Origin of the sequence: Aeromicrobium erythreum, assembly GCF_001509405.1 — a bacterium.
GTDB lineage: Bacteria > Actinomycetota > Actinomycetes > Propionibacteriales > Nocardioidaceae > Aeromicrobium > Aeromicrobium erythreum.
Map to the genome: position 1 here is coordinate 3211630 of NZ_CP011502.1, position 14540 is coordinate 3226169.

The following is a 14540-nucleotide window of genomic DNA, read 5'->3' on the forward strand; positions in this document are numbered from 1 at the left end:
CCCGACTCAGGCGGCGTGCTTGCAGGTGCTGCAGGTGCAGTCGCTGCACACGCAGTTGGCGCAGCTGTCGGAGCAGTGCGCGCAGGAGCAGACGTTGTGGTTGCAGGTCGCGCACGTGCAGTCGGTGCAGGTGCAGGTCGCACAGCTGTCGCTGCAGTGAGCACAGGAACAGGTGGCGCACTCGTCGTAGTGGCCGTCGTGCTCACGGTGCACGTGGCCGTCGTGGAGGTAGTCGACGTGGTCCTCGTGGACGACGGCGTCGTGGCCGCAGCCCGGGCCGTGCGTGTGGTCGTGCTTCTCGGCCTCGCGGTGGTCGATGACGGTCATAAGTGGTTCTCCTGGGTGTGCTGGAAGGCGTCGAGGAGCACGTGGGCCACGTGCTCGTCGGTGAGGGAGTAGACGACCTCGCGTCCGCGTCGCTCGCCCGAGACGAGACGTGCGGTGCGCAGGATCCTCAGGTGCTGCGACACGAGCGGCTGCGACCGCCCGGTCCACTCGACGAGGTCGCCGACCGTCTGCTCCCCCGCGCACAGGCGGTGCACGAGAGCGGCGCGCAACGGCGTCGACATGGCGTCGAAGAGTGCAGCGACGGACGCGTAGGCGTCGATGTCCCCCCGCCCGGCGTCACCCCGCTCACTCATGCACACATCCTTATATAGCAATCCGTGCATGTCAACACGATCCGTCGTCCCTTCTCCCACGAAGCACGACGGCCGGCCACCCCTCGGGCGACCGGCCGACCGTGCACCTCCGACTCACAGCGCGCGCAGGATGTCCTCCACGCGGTCCTTCGCGTCACCGAACAGCATCTGGCTGTTCTCCCGGAAGAACAGCGGGTTCTGCACCCCCGCGTACCCGGCGGCCATCGAGCGCTTGAACACCACCACGTTCGACGCCTCCCACACCCGCAGCACCGGCATGCCGGCGATCGGGCTGGTCGGGTCCTCCGCCGCGGCCGGGTTCACGGTGTCGTTGGCGCCGATGACGAGCACCACGTCGGTGTCGGCGAGGTCGTCGTTGACCTCGTCCATCTCGAGCACGATGTCGTACGGGACCTTCGCCTCGGCGAGGAGCACGTTCATGTGCCCGGGCAGCCGACCGGCGACCGGGTGGATGCCGAACCGCACGTCGACGCCGCGCTCGCGCAGCTTGCGGGTCAGGTCGGCGACCGGGTACTGCGCCTGTGCCACCGCCATGCCGTAGCCCGGGGTGATGACGACGCTCGACGCGTCCTTCAGCAGCTCGGCCACGCCCTCGGCGTCGACCTCGCGGTGCTCGCCGTAGTCCGTCGCCTCGCCGGCCGGCGCCTCGATGCCGAAGCCGCCCGCGATCACGGAGATGAACGAGCGGTTCATCGCCTGGCACATGATGTAGCTCAGGTACGCACCCGAGGAGCCCACGAGCGCGCCGGTGACGATCAGCAGGTTGTTGCTCAGCAGGAAGCCGGCTGCGGCCGCGGCCCAGCCCGAGTAGCTGTTGAGCATCGACACGACGACGGGCATGTCGCCACCGCCGATCGAGGCTACGAGGTGCCAGCCCAGGGCGAGGGCGAGGGCCGTCACCAGGATCAGCAGCCAGATGTTCGGGCTCGCCACGAACACGACGGTGAGCACGAAGAACAGCACCAGCGCGCCGATGTTGAGGTAGTTCTTGCCCGGCAGCACGAGCGGCGACGACTTGATCCGTGCGCTCAGCTTCAGGTACGCGACGATCGACCCGGTGAACGTCACGGCGCCGATGAACACGCCCACGAAGACCTCGGCCGAGTGGATCCGCTCGAGCGACTCCAACGGGTACACCGGGTGCTCGAGGTAGCCGTTCCAGCCGACGAGCACGGCCGCCATGCCGACGAAGGAGTGCAGGAGCGCGATCAGCTCCGGCATGCCGGTCATCTCGACCTCGCGGGCCCGCCAGATGCCGATGCCCGCGCCGATCACGATCGCACCGACCAGCAGGACGACGCCGACCGTCTCGGCGTCCTCGACGGCCAGCACGATGGTCGCGACGAGGGCGATGGTCATGCCGGCGATGCCGTAGGCGACACCCGAGCGCGCGGTCTCGTGCTTGCTCAGCCCGGCGAGGCTGAGGATGAACAGCAGGGCGGCGACGATGTACGCCGCGGTCGCGATGCTCTGTGCAGTCACTCTGATCAGCCCTTCGAGAACATGCTCAGCATGCGGCGGGTCACGGCGAAGCCGCCGAAGATGTTGATGGAGGCCAGCAGCACCGCGACGAACGCGAGCAGGCGGATCGCCCACGCGTTGTCGGCCCCGTCGCCGACGCCGATCTGCAGCAGCGCACCCACGACGATGATGCCGCTGATGGCGTTGGTGACGCTCATGAGCGGTGTGTGCAGGGCGTGGTGGACCTTGCCGATCACGTAGTAGCCGATGACGACCGACAGCGTGAGCACGAAGAAGTGCTCGGGCAGCGGCGGCGGCGCGTACGCGTTGACGAGGAAGAGGGCGGCGATGCCCGCGGCGATGAGAAGGTACTTGCCGCGCTGGGTGAGGCCGGGGCGCGGCTCCGGCTTCTCCTGCACGGCCGGCATCTCGGCCGTCGGGGCGGGTGCCGCCGAGACCTGCACGGGCGGCGGCGGCCAGAGGACGTCGCCGTCGTGCACCACGGTCACGCCACGCTGCACCACGTCGGAGTGGTCGAGGACGAGCTGACCGTCCTTGCCCGGCGTGAGCAGCGTCAGCAGGTTGACGAGGTTCTGCCCGTACAGCTGGGAGGCCTGCGTGGGCAGGCGACCGGCGAGGTCGGTGTAGCCGAGGATCGTCACGCCGTTCGCGGTGACGACCTTCTCGCCCGCCACCGAGCCCGCGACGTTGCCGCCCTGGGCCGCGGCCATGTCGACGATGACGCTGCCGGGCTTCATCGAGGCGACGTCGGCCTCGGTGAGCAGCCGCGGGGCCTGACGTCCAGGGATGAGCGCCGTGGTGACCACGATGTCGACGTCGGCGGCCTGCTCGGAGTAGATCTCCGCGGCGCGGCGGTCGTACTCCTCGCTGGTGGCCTTCGCGTAGCCGTCGGTGGACTTCTCGACCTCGACGTCGACCGCGAGGTACTCGCCGCCGATCGACTTCACCTGGTCGGCGACCTCGGGGCGCGGGTCGGTGGCGCGCACGATGGCGCCGAGGCTGGACGCGGCACCGATCGCCGCGAGCCCGGCCACGCCGGCGCCGGCGACGAGCACCTTGGCGGGCGGCACCTTCCCGGCGGCCGTGACCTGCCCGGTGAAGAACCGGCCGAACTCGTGGGCCGCCTCGACGACCGCGCGGTAGCCCGCGATGTTGGCCATCGACGACAGCACGTCCATCGACTGCGCCCGCGAGATGCGCGGCACGGCATCCATCGCGAGGACGGTCAGCGGGCGGGCCGACAGCGCCTCGAGCAGCTCGGGGCTGGTCGCCGGCGCGATCAGGCTGACCAGCGTCGCATGGTCGTTGAGCCGGTCGATCTCGGCGGTGCTCGGCGGGTTGACCTTGAGGACGACGTCGGCCGTCCATGCCTCCTCCCCCGTGACGACGGAGGCACCGGCCTCCGCGAACGCCTCGTCGGCGAACGCGGCCTTCGCCCCGGCCCCGGACTCGACGCTCACGTCGTACCCGAGCTTCAGCAGACGTGCGACCGTCGCGGGAGTCGCAGCGACCCGGGTCTCCCCGGCACGCGACTCGGCGACCACTCCGATCCTCATTCCGCGGACACTAGCGGAGGCCTCGGGAACCGACCACTGGATGAGACCGGTGTCTCAGGTACTGGCGGTATCTGAAACTTCCGGCCATCCGGACGACAAGTTCACGCGTTCCGCCCTCAATGGCCACCTGGCTGCTGGTTCCCATCAGTTCATGGGAACCAGCAGCCCACCATGGTTCTCCCTCACTCACCTGCGGATGCAACCCCAGGTGAGCGAGGGATTCCCATCCATTGATGGGAATCAGCATCGACGGCGACGGGTCGAGCCGGGCGTCAGCAGCCGGCCAGGACGTCCTGCAGGGCGGCCTTCTCGGCGGAGTCGACGCTGAGACCCCACCGGTACTTCACGGCGATCCAGTCCGACACGTACGTGCAGCGGTAGCCGGTGGCGGGCGGGAGCCAGGAGTCCGGATCCTGGTCGCTCTTGGACCGGTTCGTCGACGCCGACACCGCGATCAGGCTGCGGGCGTCGCCGAGGTCGTTGGCGAACGACTCGCGTCGACTCGCCGTCCAGCCCGAAGCACCGGAGATCCACGCCTCCTTCAACGGCACCATGTGGTCGATGTCGAGGCTTCCCGCGTCGGTGAAGCGCACGTTGTCGTAACGCGACAGCCAGGAGCCCGACGTGATCGTGCAGGTGCCGGTGCGCCCGGTCGCCGACGACGACTCGTCCATGAGCACCTCGGCGCGCGTGTTGCAGCCGTCGCCGTCGGCGTCGATCCAGTGCCGGAACGCGTCGCGGTCGTAGGTCGTGCCGTTGGCCTCCGCCCGCACGGTCAGCTCGGCGAGCTGCGACTCCGGCGACGCCGACGCGGCTGGTGCGACGAGGACGGTCGCGACGAGCGTCGCGACCAGCAGGCCGACGACGTGGGTGAGGCGGCGCCGTCGCCGCCCGACGGCGGGACGGACGTGGACGGTGGACGAGGCAGCACGAAGCGGCATGGCGGGACTCCCCCCGAAGTCACTGGTCAGGTCGAGAGGACCCTAGGCTGCGCCGTCGCCCGTCCGGAAGGCTCGGAACCAGACGTTCACCCGAACGTCATCAACCGCGTCCCTGCGCGCCCACGCCGGCCGTCGGTGGCGTGGCGGGAGCCGGCCGGCCCAGGTGGTAGCCCTGGAGCAGCCGGTAGCCGAGCGACTCGAGCGCGGTCTGCTGCTCCGCCGTCTCCACTCCCTCGGCCACGACGTCGATGCCGATCCCCTGGGCCATCGCGACCACCCCGGCGCAGACCGAGCGCGCCCGGCGCGAGTGCGTCATGCGGGCGACGAACGACCCGTCGAGCTTGACGACGTCGACGGGCAGGTCGACGAGGTGCGCCAGAGTGCTGTAGCCCGTCCCGAAGTCATCCACCGCGATCCGCACCCCGTGGTCGCGCAGGGCGAAGAGGTCGACGACCAGACCGCCCGTCACGTCGAGCAGCTGCGTCTCGGTGATCTCGAGGACGAGCATCGACGGCGGCAGCCCGACCTCGTCGAGCACCGACAGCACCCGTGCCACCAGACCCGCCCGACCCAGCTCGACGGCCGAGACGTTCACGTGCACCGGCACCGGCGTGCCCTGGGCAGCCAGCGCGGCCGCGTGCGCGCACGCCCCGCGGAGCACCCCGTCGCCCACCTGGTGCATCAGGTCGCTGACCTCCAGCACGGGCATGAAGTCGCCCGGACGCAGCTGGCCCCGGATCGGGTGGTCCCAGCGCAGCAGGGCCTCGACCGCGTGGAGGTAGCCGGTGGCGACGTCGACGATGGGCTGGAAGACGAGCGAGAACTCCCCCGAGGCCTGCGCCCGCTCGAGGTCGACGAGCAGCCGCGCCGACGACTCGATGCCGGCGTGCACGGTCGGGTCGTAGAACTCCGCCCGGCCGCGACCACGGTCCTTCGCCGCGTAGAGCGCCTGGTCGGCGTGGCGCAGGAGCAGAGGCGCCTCGGCCTGCTCGTCGGCGGCGGCGATGCCGATGCTGACGGTCACGGAGACCGTCGTGCCGTCCTGCAGCACGACGGGCTCCGACAGGCGGTCCATGATCCGCTGCGCCTCGGCGGCGAGCTCCTCACGCGTCCCCGCCGACGTGCACAGGACCACGAACTCGTCGCCGCCGAGCCGGGCGACGGTGGCGCCGTCGCCGACGAGGGCGGAGAGCCGCTCGGCGAGCTCGACGAGCACCGCGTCGCCGACCGCGTGACCACGGCCGTCGTTGACCTGCTTGAAGCGGTCGACGTCGATGAACATCACCGCGAGGGCCGGCCGCTCGGACCCGACCACCTGCGCGGCGCGCTCCAGCGAGTCCGCCCACAGGGCCCGGTTGGCCAGGCCCGTGAGGTCGTCGTGGAGGGCCGCGTGGGCGAGCGCCTGCTCGGCCTCCTTCTGCGCGGTCACGTCGATCATCTGCAGCGTGATGGCCGCCGACGACGCACCCGACCCCCCGAGCGAGAGGCTCGGGTCGAGGTCGGGGTCGACGAGCGCCAGCGCCACGTCGACCCATCCGCCGCCCCACGCGTCGTCGAGCCGCAGCTGGGTGCGCCAGCCGAGCGCGCGGCCCAGCGTCAGCTCGCAGACGCCCTGGCGGAAGGCCTCGACGTCGTCGTCGACGAACCAGGTGCGCGGATCGACCCCGAGGAGCGCGTGCCGGGGTCGGCCGGTGAGCGTCACGAGCGCCGCGTTCACGGCGTCGACGTGCACGAAGCCGTCGGGGTCGACCACCACGTGCGCCGACGCCAGCAGCGCCGCCTCCATGTGGTCCTGCAGCTGGTCGCGGTCGCGCCGGCTCTGCACGAGCGCGGCGTCGCGGGCGTCCTCGAGCGTCGCCAGCACCACGCCTACGACGGCCAGCACGAGGACGAAGGCCTGCGCCGCGACGACCCTCGCCTGGGGGTCGTCGAGCGACGCGAACTGTCCGTTGCCGGCTACCGTCGCGGCGACGACGAGCACGCCCTGCAGCGCCACCAGCACCGACGTCGCCTGCGCGCCGCAGCGCAGTGCCACGACGACGACGATCGGCACGATGGCGAAGTCGACCGGCCACGGCAGCCAGAGCAGCGCGCCCGTGACCACGAGTCCTGCAGCCACCGTCAGCGGGCACCCCGCTCCCCGCTCGCGCCGGGTGCGCCAGAGCTGGGGCAGCGCCAACAGCGCGTTCAGCACGACGAAGGAGCTGACCACGTTGCGGAAGCCGATGATGAACAGGCCCTCGAGGAACGGCTCGTCGAAGCGCCACCACGCCACCAGCGACCCCAGCAGCCCGCTGGTGGTGGCGGCCGCGGCTGCCACGCCGAGCAGCACGCCGACGTCGCCGAGCGTCGTCCACGTCGAGCGGAGCCAGGCCGGACGCCAGCGATGCAGCAGGACCGCACCCACGGCACCGTGCGACAGGTTGACCAGGCCGAAGAGCCAGGCCCCCAGCGGCTCGGTGCCGGTGAGCTGGTTGAGCACACCGCTGACCACCACCACGACGACGCACGCGACGATCCGCTCGAGCGAGCTGCGGGCCGCGAGCAGCCAGAGGATGACCACGCCGGCAGCCGGCCAGGCGAGCGCCAGCTGCGCCGGGGGCACGCGGGTCGCACGGCCGGCGAGGAACGCCAGGGCGAAGAGCACGGCGAAGCCCAGCGCCAGCGCCGCGGATCGCGTCCGCGTGCGCGGGGCGCTGCTCTCGAGGCCGAGCAGCCGCTCCATCTCAGGCAGTCCCCTCCCGACGTTCCACCTGCGGAGAAGCGTAGACCTCGGTGAGGCCACCCGGGTAGGGATCGGTCCTGGACGCCTTGCTCAGGTGGACAGGTCCACGTCGTCCCAGCTGTCGTGGACGCCGTCGCCGGCGGTCCACTCCAGGGCCCGACGTCGCTCCCAGAGGACGGACGGATCGACACGCCCGGGGTGGGGTCGGCCCGCGAGCCGTGCGTCGGTGATCCCCCACGTCAGGGCGAGGTGCAGGTCGAGCACGGGGAGCACGTCCTCGACGTCCCTGCGCCGAGGCCCGGTGCGGGAGCGCCACGCCGCCACCGGCTCGCTGGTGCGCAGGTCGGGCATGAGCGACGCGAGCTGGTCGCCGCACGGCGCGCTCGCGTCGAGCTCGGGCACGAGCCCGAGCACCCAGGCCAGCGCCCACAGGGCCTCGACCTGCGCCTCGTCCGAGTAGTCCGGCTCGACCTCGCCCGACAGGAGAGCGCGCTCGCGCGGGCTGAGCGACGCGAGCAGTCCCTGCTCCGCCAACCAGGCGCGCGCGAGCTCCGGCGGCATGCGCAGGGCCAGGTTCACGCGCACCGTCAGCACCAGCGCACGCTGCATCACCTGCTCCTCGTCCACGAGCACGAGGGGATCGGCAGCGTCGGCCACCGGGGGCAGGTGCGACGGGGGCTGCGGGAAGCCGAGACCGGGCAGCGCCGCGAGGCTGCGGCGGCGTGCCTCTGCGGCAGCGTCACCGTGCCCACGGCTGGCGTCGCGACCCCGAGACCACCTCACCGTGGAGGACCGAGGACGCTCGGGCGGTCGGGGTCCAGCAGCTCCGTCACGCCGTGCGCGTCGAGTCCGTCGAGGAGGCCGTCGACCCCCTCGGTCAGCTTCATCTCGAGCTCGTCGGGCAGGAGCGGCAGCATCGCGAGCAGGGCGACCTCACGACCGTCGTCGGTGCGGAAGGTCCGCGCCCCCTGCGGCAGCCGGAGCGGCGGGGCGAGCATGAGGCCGCAGAAGCGGGTGTCGTCGGCGTACGGCTCGGCCGGGTCGCCGTTCGGCAGCGAGTGCCAGGCACCCAGCCAGGTCTCGTACTCGTGGGGGAAGCGGGCGAGCACCTTCAGCGCGCGCACGGGCCAGTAGGAGCGCTCGTCGACCCAGGAGGCCTCGTCGACCGGCCAGTCCGGCGGGAGCATGACCATGACCTCGACCCGGTCGGGCACCTGTCCCTGCAGGTCCTGCGGCACGGTCATCCTGCGGTCGGACATGCCCGACGTCGCCAGCGTGTGGAACGGCCGACCCTCGCCGGCCGGCACGAGGTGCACGTCGACGTGCACGAGGTCGGACACGATCTCGTGGAAGACCGTCTCGACGGGCCCGACCCACTGCTCCAGGTGTCGGTCGACGGCGTCCACCGTCTCCGAGCACCCGAGACCTGCTGGCTCGAACGGCCGCTCCCGCTCCTGGTGACGGACGGTCGTCGGGTGCTCCCGACGCCGCGCGCGCCTACGTCCGAACACGAGCCCTCCGTCCCTCGGTTCCCGGTGGGCACGACCCTAGCGTCGCCGCGGGGCCGGATCCAGGGTCAGCGGAACACCTGCACGACGTCGATCGTGCCGACGATGTGCTCGTTCAGCCCGGCGAGGTCCTCGGCAGGTATCCAGTACTCCAGGATGGTGTCGCCACCCGCCTGCTGGACGTCGTACGCGTCGAGGAACGACGTCTCGACCTCGAAGCGCGTCACGTAGCCCACACCACTCGCCGGCACGTTCCAGTCGCGCGCGATCCGCACGGCGTAGTCCTCGTTCAGGACGGGGTAGAAGATCGGCTGGTCGGGCAGCCGCGGCGGCCACGCGCGCCACCCCGATGCCTCGACCAGCGCGAGCTCCTGCGGCCCGGTCGGCCGCCAGAGCGTCGTCGAGTCCATCCCGTCATCCTGCCGCAGGACACGGCGGGCGACCCAGCCACTTTCGGCCGCTTGGAGATACTCGGCGAAGCGCGGCGGGCGGACCGGTCTCCGCCGGGTCGATGGACGGGAGGGGCTTCACCCACCGAACCGCTGACGATCCAAGCTCTTGAAGTAGCCCTTTCGCAGCGCGCGCTCGGCGCTGTCCTTCGACGTCGAGAAGAAGCCGCGCTCGGACGCCGACAAGCCTGAGGTCTCGATCTTTCGCCGGAGCATTGAGAGCGTGCAGCACAGGTCGGCTGCCTGGAACAGGCTGTAGTCGGCCGGGATCACCTTGCGCACCTCGACACTCAGGTGAGCGTTGAAGACGCTGTTGACAAGATTCGTGATCTCCTTCTGACCATTGTCGTAGTAGATGACGATGCGCTCCCACGAGCTGAAGAACTCGTAGCTCGACCGGATCAGCTCACCGAGCTCACGTGACATCGCGCTGACGAGCCGATCTGTGTCACCCAGCTCGCGTTTGCTGAACACCCACGAGTGGTGCGTGACCTCGGACGTCCTGACGAAGTCGACGAGCACGCGGAAGATCGAACGGCGGGACGGCATGTCGAGCAGTCGATAGTCCTGCTCCCGGCGCACGAGGGGACCGGTGTGGATCGCATGGTCTGCCGGCAAGCCACGCGCCACCAGGGCGTCGCGGATCTTCTCCAGGTGCTGCGCGATGTCGTCGCTCTGATCATGGAAGACGAGGCTCAGCACGTAGAAAGGCGAGTGCTTCTCGAATGGGCCGAAGTCGCCGGACTCGTCGACGAAGATGCTTAGCTCGCGCACGACGACACCCCTGGAAACGTCTTGAGGCGGGAAGAACCCGCCTCAAGAGGGTGGCGGGGGATATCCCCGCCTAAAGGTTGGACCAGGGCCTCTCGGCCAGCCCAGGTCGTCAACTCTAGCACCGGGCACCGCCAGCACCCGTCCACCTCAGTCGGTGGCGTCGCACGGGCGCGCCAGACTGGGCCCTCAGTAGTACCAGGGGAACGGCGACCAGTCGGGATCGCGCTTCTCCAGGAACTGGTCGCGACCCTCCTGCGCCTCGTCGGTCATGTAGGCCAGGCGGGTGGTCTCGCCCATGAGGACCTGCTGGCCGACGAGCCCGTCGTCGATCAGGTTGAAGGAGTACTTGAGCATGCGCTGCGCAGTGGGGCTCTTCGCATTGATCTTGCGCCCCCACTCCAGGGCGGTCGCCTCGAGCTCGTCGTGAGGGACGGCCCGGTTGACCGTGCCCATGCGGACGCCGTCCTCGGCGGAGTACTCGTCGGCGAGGAAGAAGATCTCGCGGGCGAACTTCTGCCCGACCTGGCGGGCCAGGTACGCCGACCCGAAGCCGCCGTCGAAGCTCCCGACGTCGGCGTCGGTCTGCTTGAAGCGGGCGTGCTCGGCCGACGCGAGGGTCAGGTCGGCGACGACGTGCAGGCTGTGCCCGCCGCCTGCCGCCCAGCCCGGGACGACGCAGATGACGATCTTCGGCATGAAGCGGATGAGGCGCTGGACCTCGAGGATGTGCAGCCGCGCGAGGCGGGCCTTGTCGATGGGCGACGGCTCCTCCGCTCCGGTGTCGGAGCCGGACGCCTCACCGTCCTCGTACTGGTAGCCGAACCGACCGCGGATGCGCTGGTCGCCGCCCGTGCAGAACGATCGCTTGCCGTTCTTCTCGCTCGGGCCGTTGCCGGTGAGCAGCACGCAGCCGACGTCGGCCGACGTGCGCGCGTGGTCGAGCACCTGCAGCAGCTCGTCGACCGTCTGCGGGCGGAACGCGTTGAGCACGTCGGGGCGGTCGAACGCGACGCGCACGGTGCCGTGCGCGCGGGCGCGGTGGTAGGTGACGTCGGTGAGGTGCTCGAAGCCGGGCACCTCGTCCCACGCGGAGGGGTCGAACGTCTCTGACACACCGGGCAGGGCACTCATGGCCGCGAGGCTACTGGTGGGCGACTGCGGGGCGCGCGTCGGGAATCGGTCACACCCGCGTGACGCGCCCAGATACCGTCGGTATCTTGACGCCATGGCACTGTTCGCCCGCAAGGGCTTCACCGGCAAGGTCCTGCTCGTCACCGGCGCCGCCCGCGGCATCGGCGCGGGCGTGGCACGCGCGTACGTGGCACAGGGCGGCAAGGTCGCGCTGCTGGGCCTGGAGCCCGACCTGCTCGAGGCGCTCGCCGCCGAGCTCGGCCCGGCCGCGGCGTGGTGGGAGGCCGACGCGCGCGACGGTCGCGCGATGACCGAGGCGATCGACGCCGCCGCAGCCCACTTCGGCCGCATCGACCACGTCCTGGCGAACGCCGGCATCGCGTCGTACGGCACCGTCCGCCAGATCGACGAGGCGTCGTTCGAGCGGGTCGTCGACATCAACGTCAACGGCGTCTACCGCACGCTGCACGCGTCGATCCCGCACCTGGAGCGCACCCGCGGGTACGCGCTCGTCGTCGCGTCGCTGGCTGCCTTCACCAACCTCGCCGGGCTCGCGTCGTACAACGCCAGCAAGGCCGGCGCCGAGTCGCTCGCCCTCGCGACCCGTCAGGAGGTCGCCCACCTCGGGATCAAGGTCGGGGTTGCGCACCCGTCGTGGATCGACACCGACATCGTGCGTGGCGCCGAGGCCGACCTGCCGACGTTCAAGACGATCCGCGGCAAGCTGCCCTACCCCGCCAACAGCACCACGACCCTGGCCGACTGCGTCGACGCGATCGTCGCGGGCCTGCGCCGTCGCAAGACCCGTGTGTACGTGCCGCGGGGCGTGCTGCTCGCCAACTGGACGAAGCCGCTGCTCAACTCCCCCGTCGCGTGGCTCTTCATGCGTCCGCAGCTCAAGCGGCACGTGCCCGACCTCGAGCGCGAGGTCGCCGCCCTGGGCCGCTTCCAGCACGCCCACGTCCCCCTCACCGACCCGAAGAAGCCGCTCGAGGAGACCCCCTCCACCCCCTGACCCACCCGCCGCTGCCCTCGGGGTGGGGCCCCACCCCAGGTGCGACTCCCCCACCCAGTCCTGGGGTGGGACGCACTGTTTACGTGGGGCCCCACCCAAAGGTCAACTCCCCCACGCAAACGACAGCCCCCAGCGCCTGTTTACGTGGGGCCCCACCCAAAAGTGAACTCCCCCACGCAAACGACAGCCCCCAGCGCGCGTTGACGTGGGGCCCCACGTAAACGCGCAGCGGGGGTCAGGCCTGGACCGACCCCGCGAGCGACGTCATGTGGCCCAGGCGGGCGAGCTCGGAGGCGAGGAACTCCGGGCCGCCGTGCCGTCCGACGACCACGACGAAGCCGCGACCCTGGCGGTCCTTCGCGTGCGTGCCGGCGAGCAGCGTCGACGACCACGCCTCGACGCCCTCCAGGCGCGACGACGACCTGATCGACAGCCACTCCGCCGCCTCGGGCACGAGCTTCGGGGCCGACGGCGACGCGAACAGCACCGACGCCTCGCCGTCGACGCGGCGCAGCGCCATGGCCCAGTCGGTGCGGAACGTGGCCGGCACGACCTCGACGAGCCGTTCGACGGCGTGCTGCGGCTCCGACGTGAACTGCTCGACGGCCTCGAGGTCCATGCTCAGGTTGGCGCCCGCGTTGTACCGCGAGATCCAGTGCACCCGCACGCCGTCGAGCTCGTGGCACGCCGTCACGAGGGCGTCGGCCATGACGCTCGGCGGCAGCTCGAGCAGCACGTCGTCGACCGCCTTGCCGTCGGCGCGGTGCTCCACGATCTCGATCGCCTCGATGTCGGCACCCGCACCACCGAGCGCCGTGGCCAGCGCACCGAGCGAGCCCGGGACGTCGGGCAGCTCGACGCGCAGCAGGAAGGCCATGTCCCCATCTCACCACGAGGCTGTTTCCTTTGTGTGACGCCACTACGCTGTGGGTCGTGACCGATCCTGCGGCCCCCGAGACCGTCCCCCAGCCTCACGACCGGGCCCGGTCGGTGCGGCGCTGGTTCCGCATCTTCGCCTTCGCCGAGGCGGTGTCGTGGGGCGCGCTGCTCGTCGCGATGTTCTTCAAGTGGGTCGTGCAGGACGACCCGCACGCCGGACTCGAGGGCGGTGTGCCGATCGTGGGCCCGATCCACGGCGTCCTGTTCCTCGCCTACTGCTCGCTCGCGGTCGTGGCGTGGTCGACGTTCCGCTGGAACCTCAAGACCCTCGCCCTGGCGCTGGCGGCGTCCATCCCGCCGTTCTTCACGATCTGGTTCGAGACCTGGGCGGAGCGCCGCGGGCTGCTCACGTCGGTCGCCGACGACCCCGACCCCGCGCCGGGCGTCACTCAGGTCTGACCCGACTCCGGTCGACGCCCCTGCTTCTGCGCGTACATCCGGTCGTCGGCCCGCGCGAGCAGCGACGCGACGTCGTCGTCGGCGCGCGCCTGCGCCACCCCGCACGACCACGATGCCGGAGCACCCACCTGCAGCCGCCGCGCGACGACGTCGGCGACGCCGTGGTCGGCTCCTGGCATGACGACGAGGAACTCGTCGCCCCCGAGGCGGCCGAGCACGTCACCCTCGCGCAGCCCGGCGCGCAGGTGCTCGACGACCGACGTCAGCAGCCGGTCGCCCGCCGCGTGGCCCCCGAGGGTGTTCACAGCGCGCAGGTCGTCGACGTCGAGGGCGAGGACGGTCAGCGGCGTCCCCAGCCGGCGGCGCCGGACCAGCTGCGCGTCGACCACGGCCTGCACGCCCCACCGGTTGAGCGCGCCGGTGAGCTGGTCGGTGCGGGCGAGCCGGTCGAGCCGCAGCCGCAGCCGACCCAGGACCTCGGTGCCCACCAGCACCTGCACGACGACGGCGACCGTCGGCCCGAGCATCTGCGGGTCGTGGTGCGAGGCGACGGCCAGCACCCACAGCGCCGTGCCGACGTACGACACCACGCGCGCCAGCGCCAGCGGCAGGAACCACACGGCGAAGACGGCCAGGGTCGGCGTGCTCGTGCCGTTGGCGAGGACGGCGACCTGACGCTCGGTGCCCCACGTCAGCACGGCGAGCGCCACGAAGCAGAGCGACACCATCGCCGCGACCTCGCGCGGCTCGAGCAACGCACCGCGCCTCACGGTCCAGGCGAGACCGCCGAGCGCCACGACCACGAGGACGTAGAGCACCCAGCGCGGGTTGTTGTCCGGCTGCCACGTGGCGAGCGTGAGCGCCAGCATGCAGAGGGCGGTCAGGCTGAGCAGCACCGTCGCCGCCGTCATGGCGGGCCAACCCACGGCCCTTCGCAGCTCGGCGACCTTGCGCAGCAC

The 14540-nt window shown here is 71.2% G+C and carries 15 protein-coding genes; 2 read left to right on the top strand and 13 right to left on the bottom strand.

Features of this window, described 5'->3' with window-relative positions; genetic code table 11:
- Window positions 1–6 precede the first annotated feature (6 nt).
- The 11 genes from Aeryth_RS15345 to Aeryth_RS15395 form a co-directional block, all read right to left on the bottom strand.
- Window positions 7–327 (bottom strand): hypothetical protein, encoded by a 321-nt coding sequence (locus Aeryth_RS15345; RefSeq protein ID WP_067860483.1) that lies wholly within the window; start codon window positions 325–327, stop codon window positions 7–9.
- Window positions 324–641: an ArsR/SmtB family transcription factor gene (locus Aeryth_RS15350; protein WP_067860485.1), complete on the bottom strand. Its 318-nt coding sequence runs from the start codon at window positions 639–641 to the stop codon at window positions 324–326. Before Aeryth_RS15350 ends, Aeryth_RS15345 begins: the two co-directional genes overlap by 4 nt.
- Before the next feature lie 114 nt (window positions 642–755).
- Window positions 756–2144 (bottom strand): Re/Si-specific NAD(P)(+) transhydrogenase subunit beta, encoded by a 1389-nt coding sequence (gene pntB, locus Aeryth_RS15355; protein WP_067860487.1) that lies wholly within the window; start codon window positions 2142–2144, stop codon window positions 756–758.
- 5 nt (window positions 2145–2149) lie between these two features.
- A complete protein-coding gene (locus Aeryth_RS15360) occupies window positions 2150–3700 on the bottom strand; it encodes a Re/Si-specific NAD(P)(+) transhydrogenase subunit alpha (protein WP_067860489.1) in 1551 nt (516 codons plus the stop codon).
- Window positions 3701–3972: 272 nt separating this feature from the next.
- Window positions 3973–4641, bottom strand: coding sequence for an HNH endonuclease family protein (locus Aeryth_RS18390; RefSeq protein ID WP_083516488.1), 669 nt, complete (start codon window positions 4639–4641; stop codon window positions 3973–3975).
- Window positions 4642–4741: 100 nt separating this feature from the next.
- The gene (locus Aeryth_RS15370) at window positions 4742–7366 is read right to left on the bottom strand and encodes a putative bifunctional diguanylate cyclase/phosphodiesterase (RefSeq protein WP_067860491.1); all 2625 of its coding nucleotides are present in this window, start codon (window positions 7364–7366) and stop codon (window positions 4742–4744) included.
- Window positions 7367–7456: 90 nt separating this feature from the next.
- A complete protein-coding gene (locus tag Aeryth_RS15375) occupies window positions 7457–8149 on the bottom strand; it encodes a DUF4272 domain-containing protein (RefSeq protein ID WP_067860492.1) in 693 nt (230 codons plus the stop codon).
- Complete coding sequence (locus tag Aeryth_RS15380; RefSeq protein WP_158509218.1) at window positions 8146–8772, bottom strand: suppressor of fused domain protein; 627 nt, start codon at window positions 8770–8772, stop codon at window positions 8146–8148. The genes Aeryth_RS15375 and Aeryth_RS15380 overlap by 4 nt, the downstream gene beginning before the upstream one ends.
- Window positions 8773–8942: 170 nt before the next feature.
- Window positions 8943–9284 carry a hypothetical protein gene (locus Aeryth_RS15385; protein ID WP_067860494.1) on the bottom strand — a complete coding sequence of 114 codons (342 nt, stop codon included), beginning with the start codon at window positions 9282–9284 and terminating at the stop codon, window positions 8943–8945.
- 117 nt (window positions 9285–9401) lie between these two features.
- The gene (locus Aeryth_RS15390; protein ID WP_067860496.1) at window positions 9402–10097 is read right to left on the bottom strand and encodes a DUF3800 domain-containing protein; all 696 of its coding nucleotides are present in this window, start codon (window positions 10095–10097) and stop codon (window positions 9402–9404) included.
- Between the two features lie 186 nt (window positions 10098–10283).
- Window positions 10284–11228, bottom strand: coding sequence for a 1,4-dihydroxy-2-naphthoyl-CoA synthase (locus tag Aeryth_RS15395; RefSeq protein ID WP_067860498.1), 945 nt, complete (start codon window positions 11226–11228; stop codon window positions 10284–10286).
- Window positions 11229–11322: 94 nt separating this feature from the next.
- Here Aeryth_RS15395 and Aeryth_RS15400 point away from each other — a divergent pair, with 94 nt between their 5' ends.
- Entirely contained in the window at window positions 11323–12243 is a 921-nt protein-coding gene (locus Aeryth_RS15400) for an SDR family oxidoreductase (RefSeq protein ID WP_067860500.1), read from the top strand.
- Window positions 12244–12478: 235 nt separating this feature from the next.
- On the opposite strand, the gene Aeryth_RS15405 is transcribed toward Aeryth_RS15400, so the two are convergent.
- Window positions 12479–13120, bottom strand: a complete 642-nt coding sequence (locus Aeryth_RS15405) for an ACT domain-containing protein (RefSeq protein WP_067860502.1) — start codon at window positions 13118–13120, stop codon at window positions 12479–12481.
- A 56-nt stretch (window positions 13121–13176) separates the two neighbouring features.
- On the opposite strand from Aeryth_RS15405, the gene Aeryth_RS15410 reads away from it, so the two are divergent.
- Window positions 13177–13581: a DUF3817 domain-containing protein gene (locus Aeryth_RS15410; RefSeq protein ID WP_202967679.1), complete on the top strand. Its 405-nt coding sequence runs from the start codon at window positions 13177–13179 to the stop codon at window positions 13579–13581.
- On the opposite strand, the gene Aeryth_RS15415 is transcribed toward Aeryth_RS15410, so the two are convergent.
- Complete coding sequence (locus Aeryth_RS15415; RefSeq protein WP_067860506.1) at window positions 13572–14540, bottom strand: GGDEF domain-containing protein; 969 nt, start codon at window positions 14538–14540, stop codon at window positions 13572–13574. The genes Aeryth_RS15410 and Aeryth_RS15415 overlap by 10 nt on opposite strands.

Bases quoted from the DNA above. Each gene is read 5' to 3' on its own strand.
- Aeryth_RS15345 (WP_067860483.1), bottom strand. From the start codon at position 327: ATGACCGTCATCGACCACCGCGAGGCCGAGAAGCACGACCACACGCAC.
- Aeryth_RS15350 (WP_067860485.1), bottom strand. From the start codon at position 641: ATGAGTGAGCGGGGTGACGCCGGGCGGGGGGACATCGACGCCTACGCG.
- Aeryth_RS15360 (WP_067860489.1), bottom strand. From the start codon at position 3,700: ATGAGGATCGGAGTGGTCGCCGAGTCGCGTGCCGGGGAGACCCGGGTC.
- Aeryth_RS18390 (WP_083516488.1), bottom strand. From the start codon at position 4,641: ATGCCGCTTCGTGCTGCCTCGTCCACCGTCCACGTCCGTCCCGCCGTC.
- Aeryth_RS15370 (WP_067860491.1), bottom strand. From the start codon at position 7,366: ATGGAGCGGCTGCTCGGCCTCGAGAGCAGCGCCCCGCGCACGCGGACG.
- Aeryth_RS15385 (WP_067860494.1), bottom strand. From the start codon at position 9,284: ATGGACTCGACGACGCTCTGGCGGCCGACCGGGCCGCAGGAGCTCGCG.
- Aeryth_RS15395 (WP_067860498.1), bottom strand. From the start codon at position 11,228: ATGAGTGCCCTGCCCGGTGTGTCAGAGACGTTCGACCCCTCCGCGTGG.
- Aeryth_RS15400 (WP_067860500.1), top strand. From the start codon at position 11,323: ATGGCACTGTTCGCCCGCAAGGGCTTCACCGGCAAGGTCCTGCTCGTC.
- Aeryth_RS15405 (WP_067860502.1), bottom strand. From the start codon at position 13,120: ATGGCCTTCCTGCTGCGCGTCGAGCTGCCCGACGTCCCGGGCTCGCTC.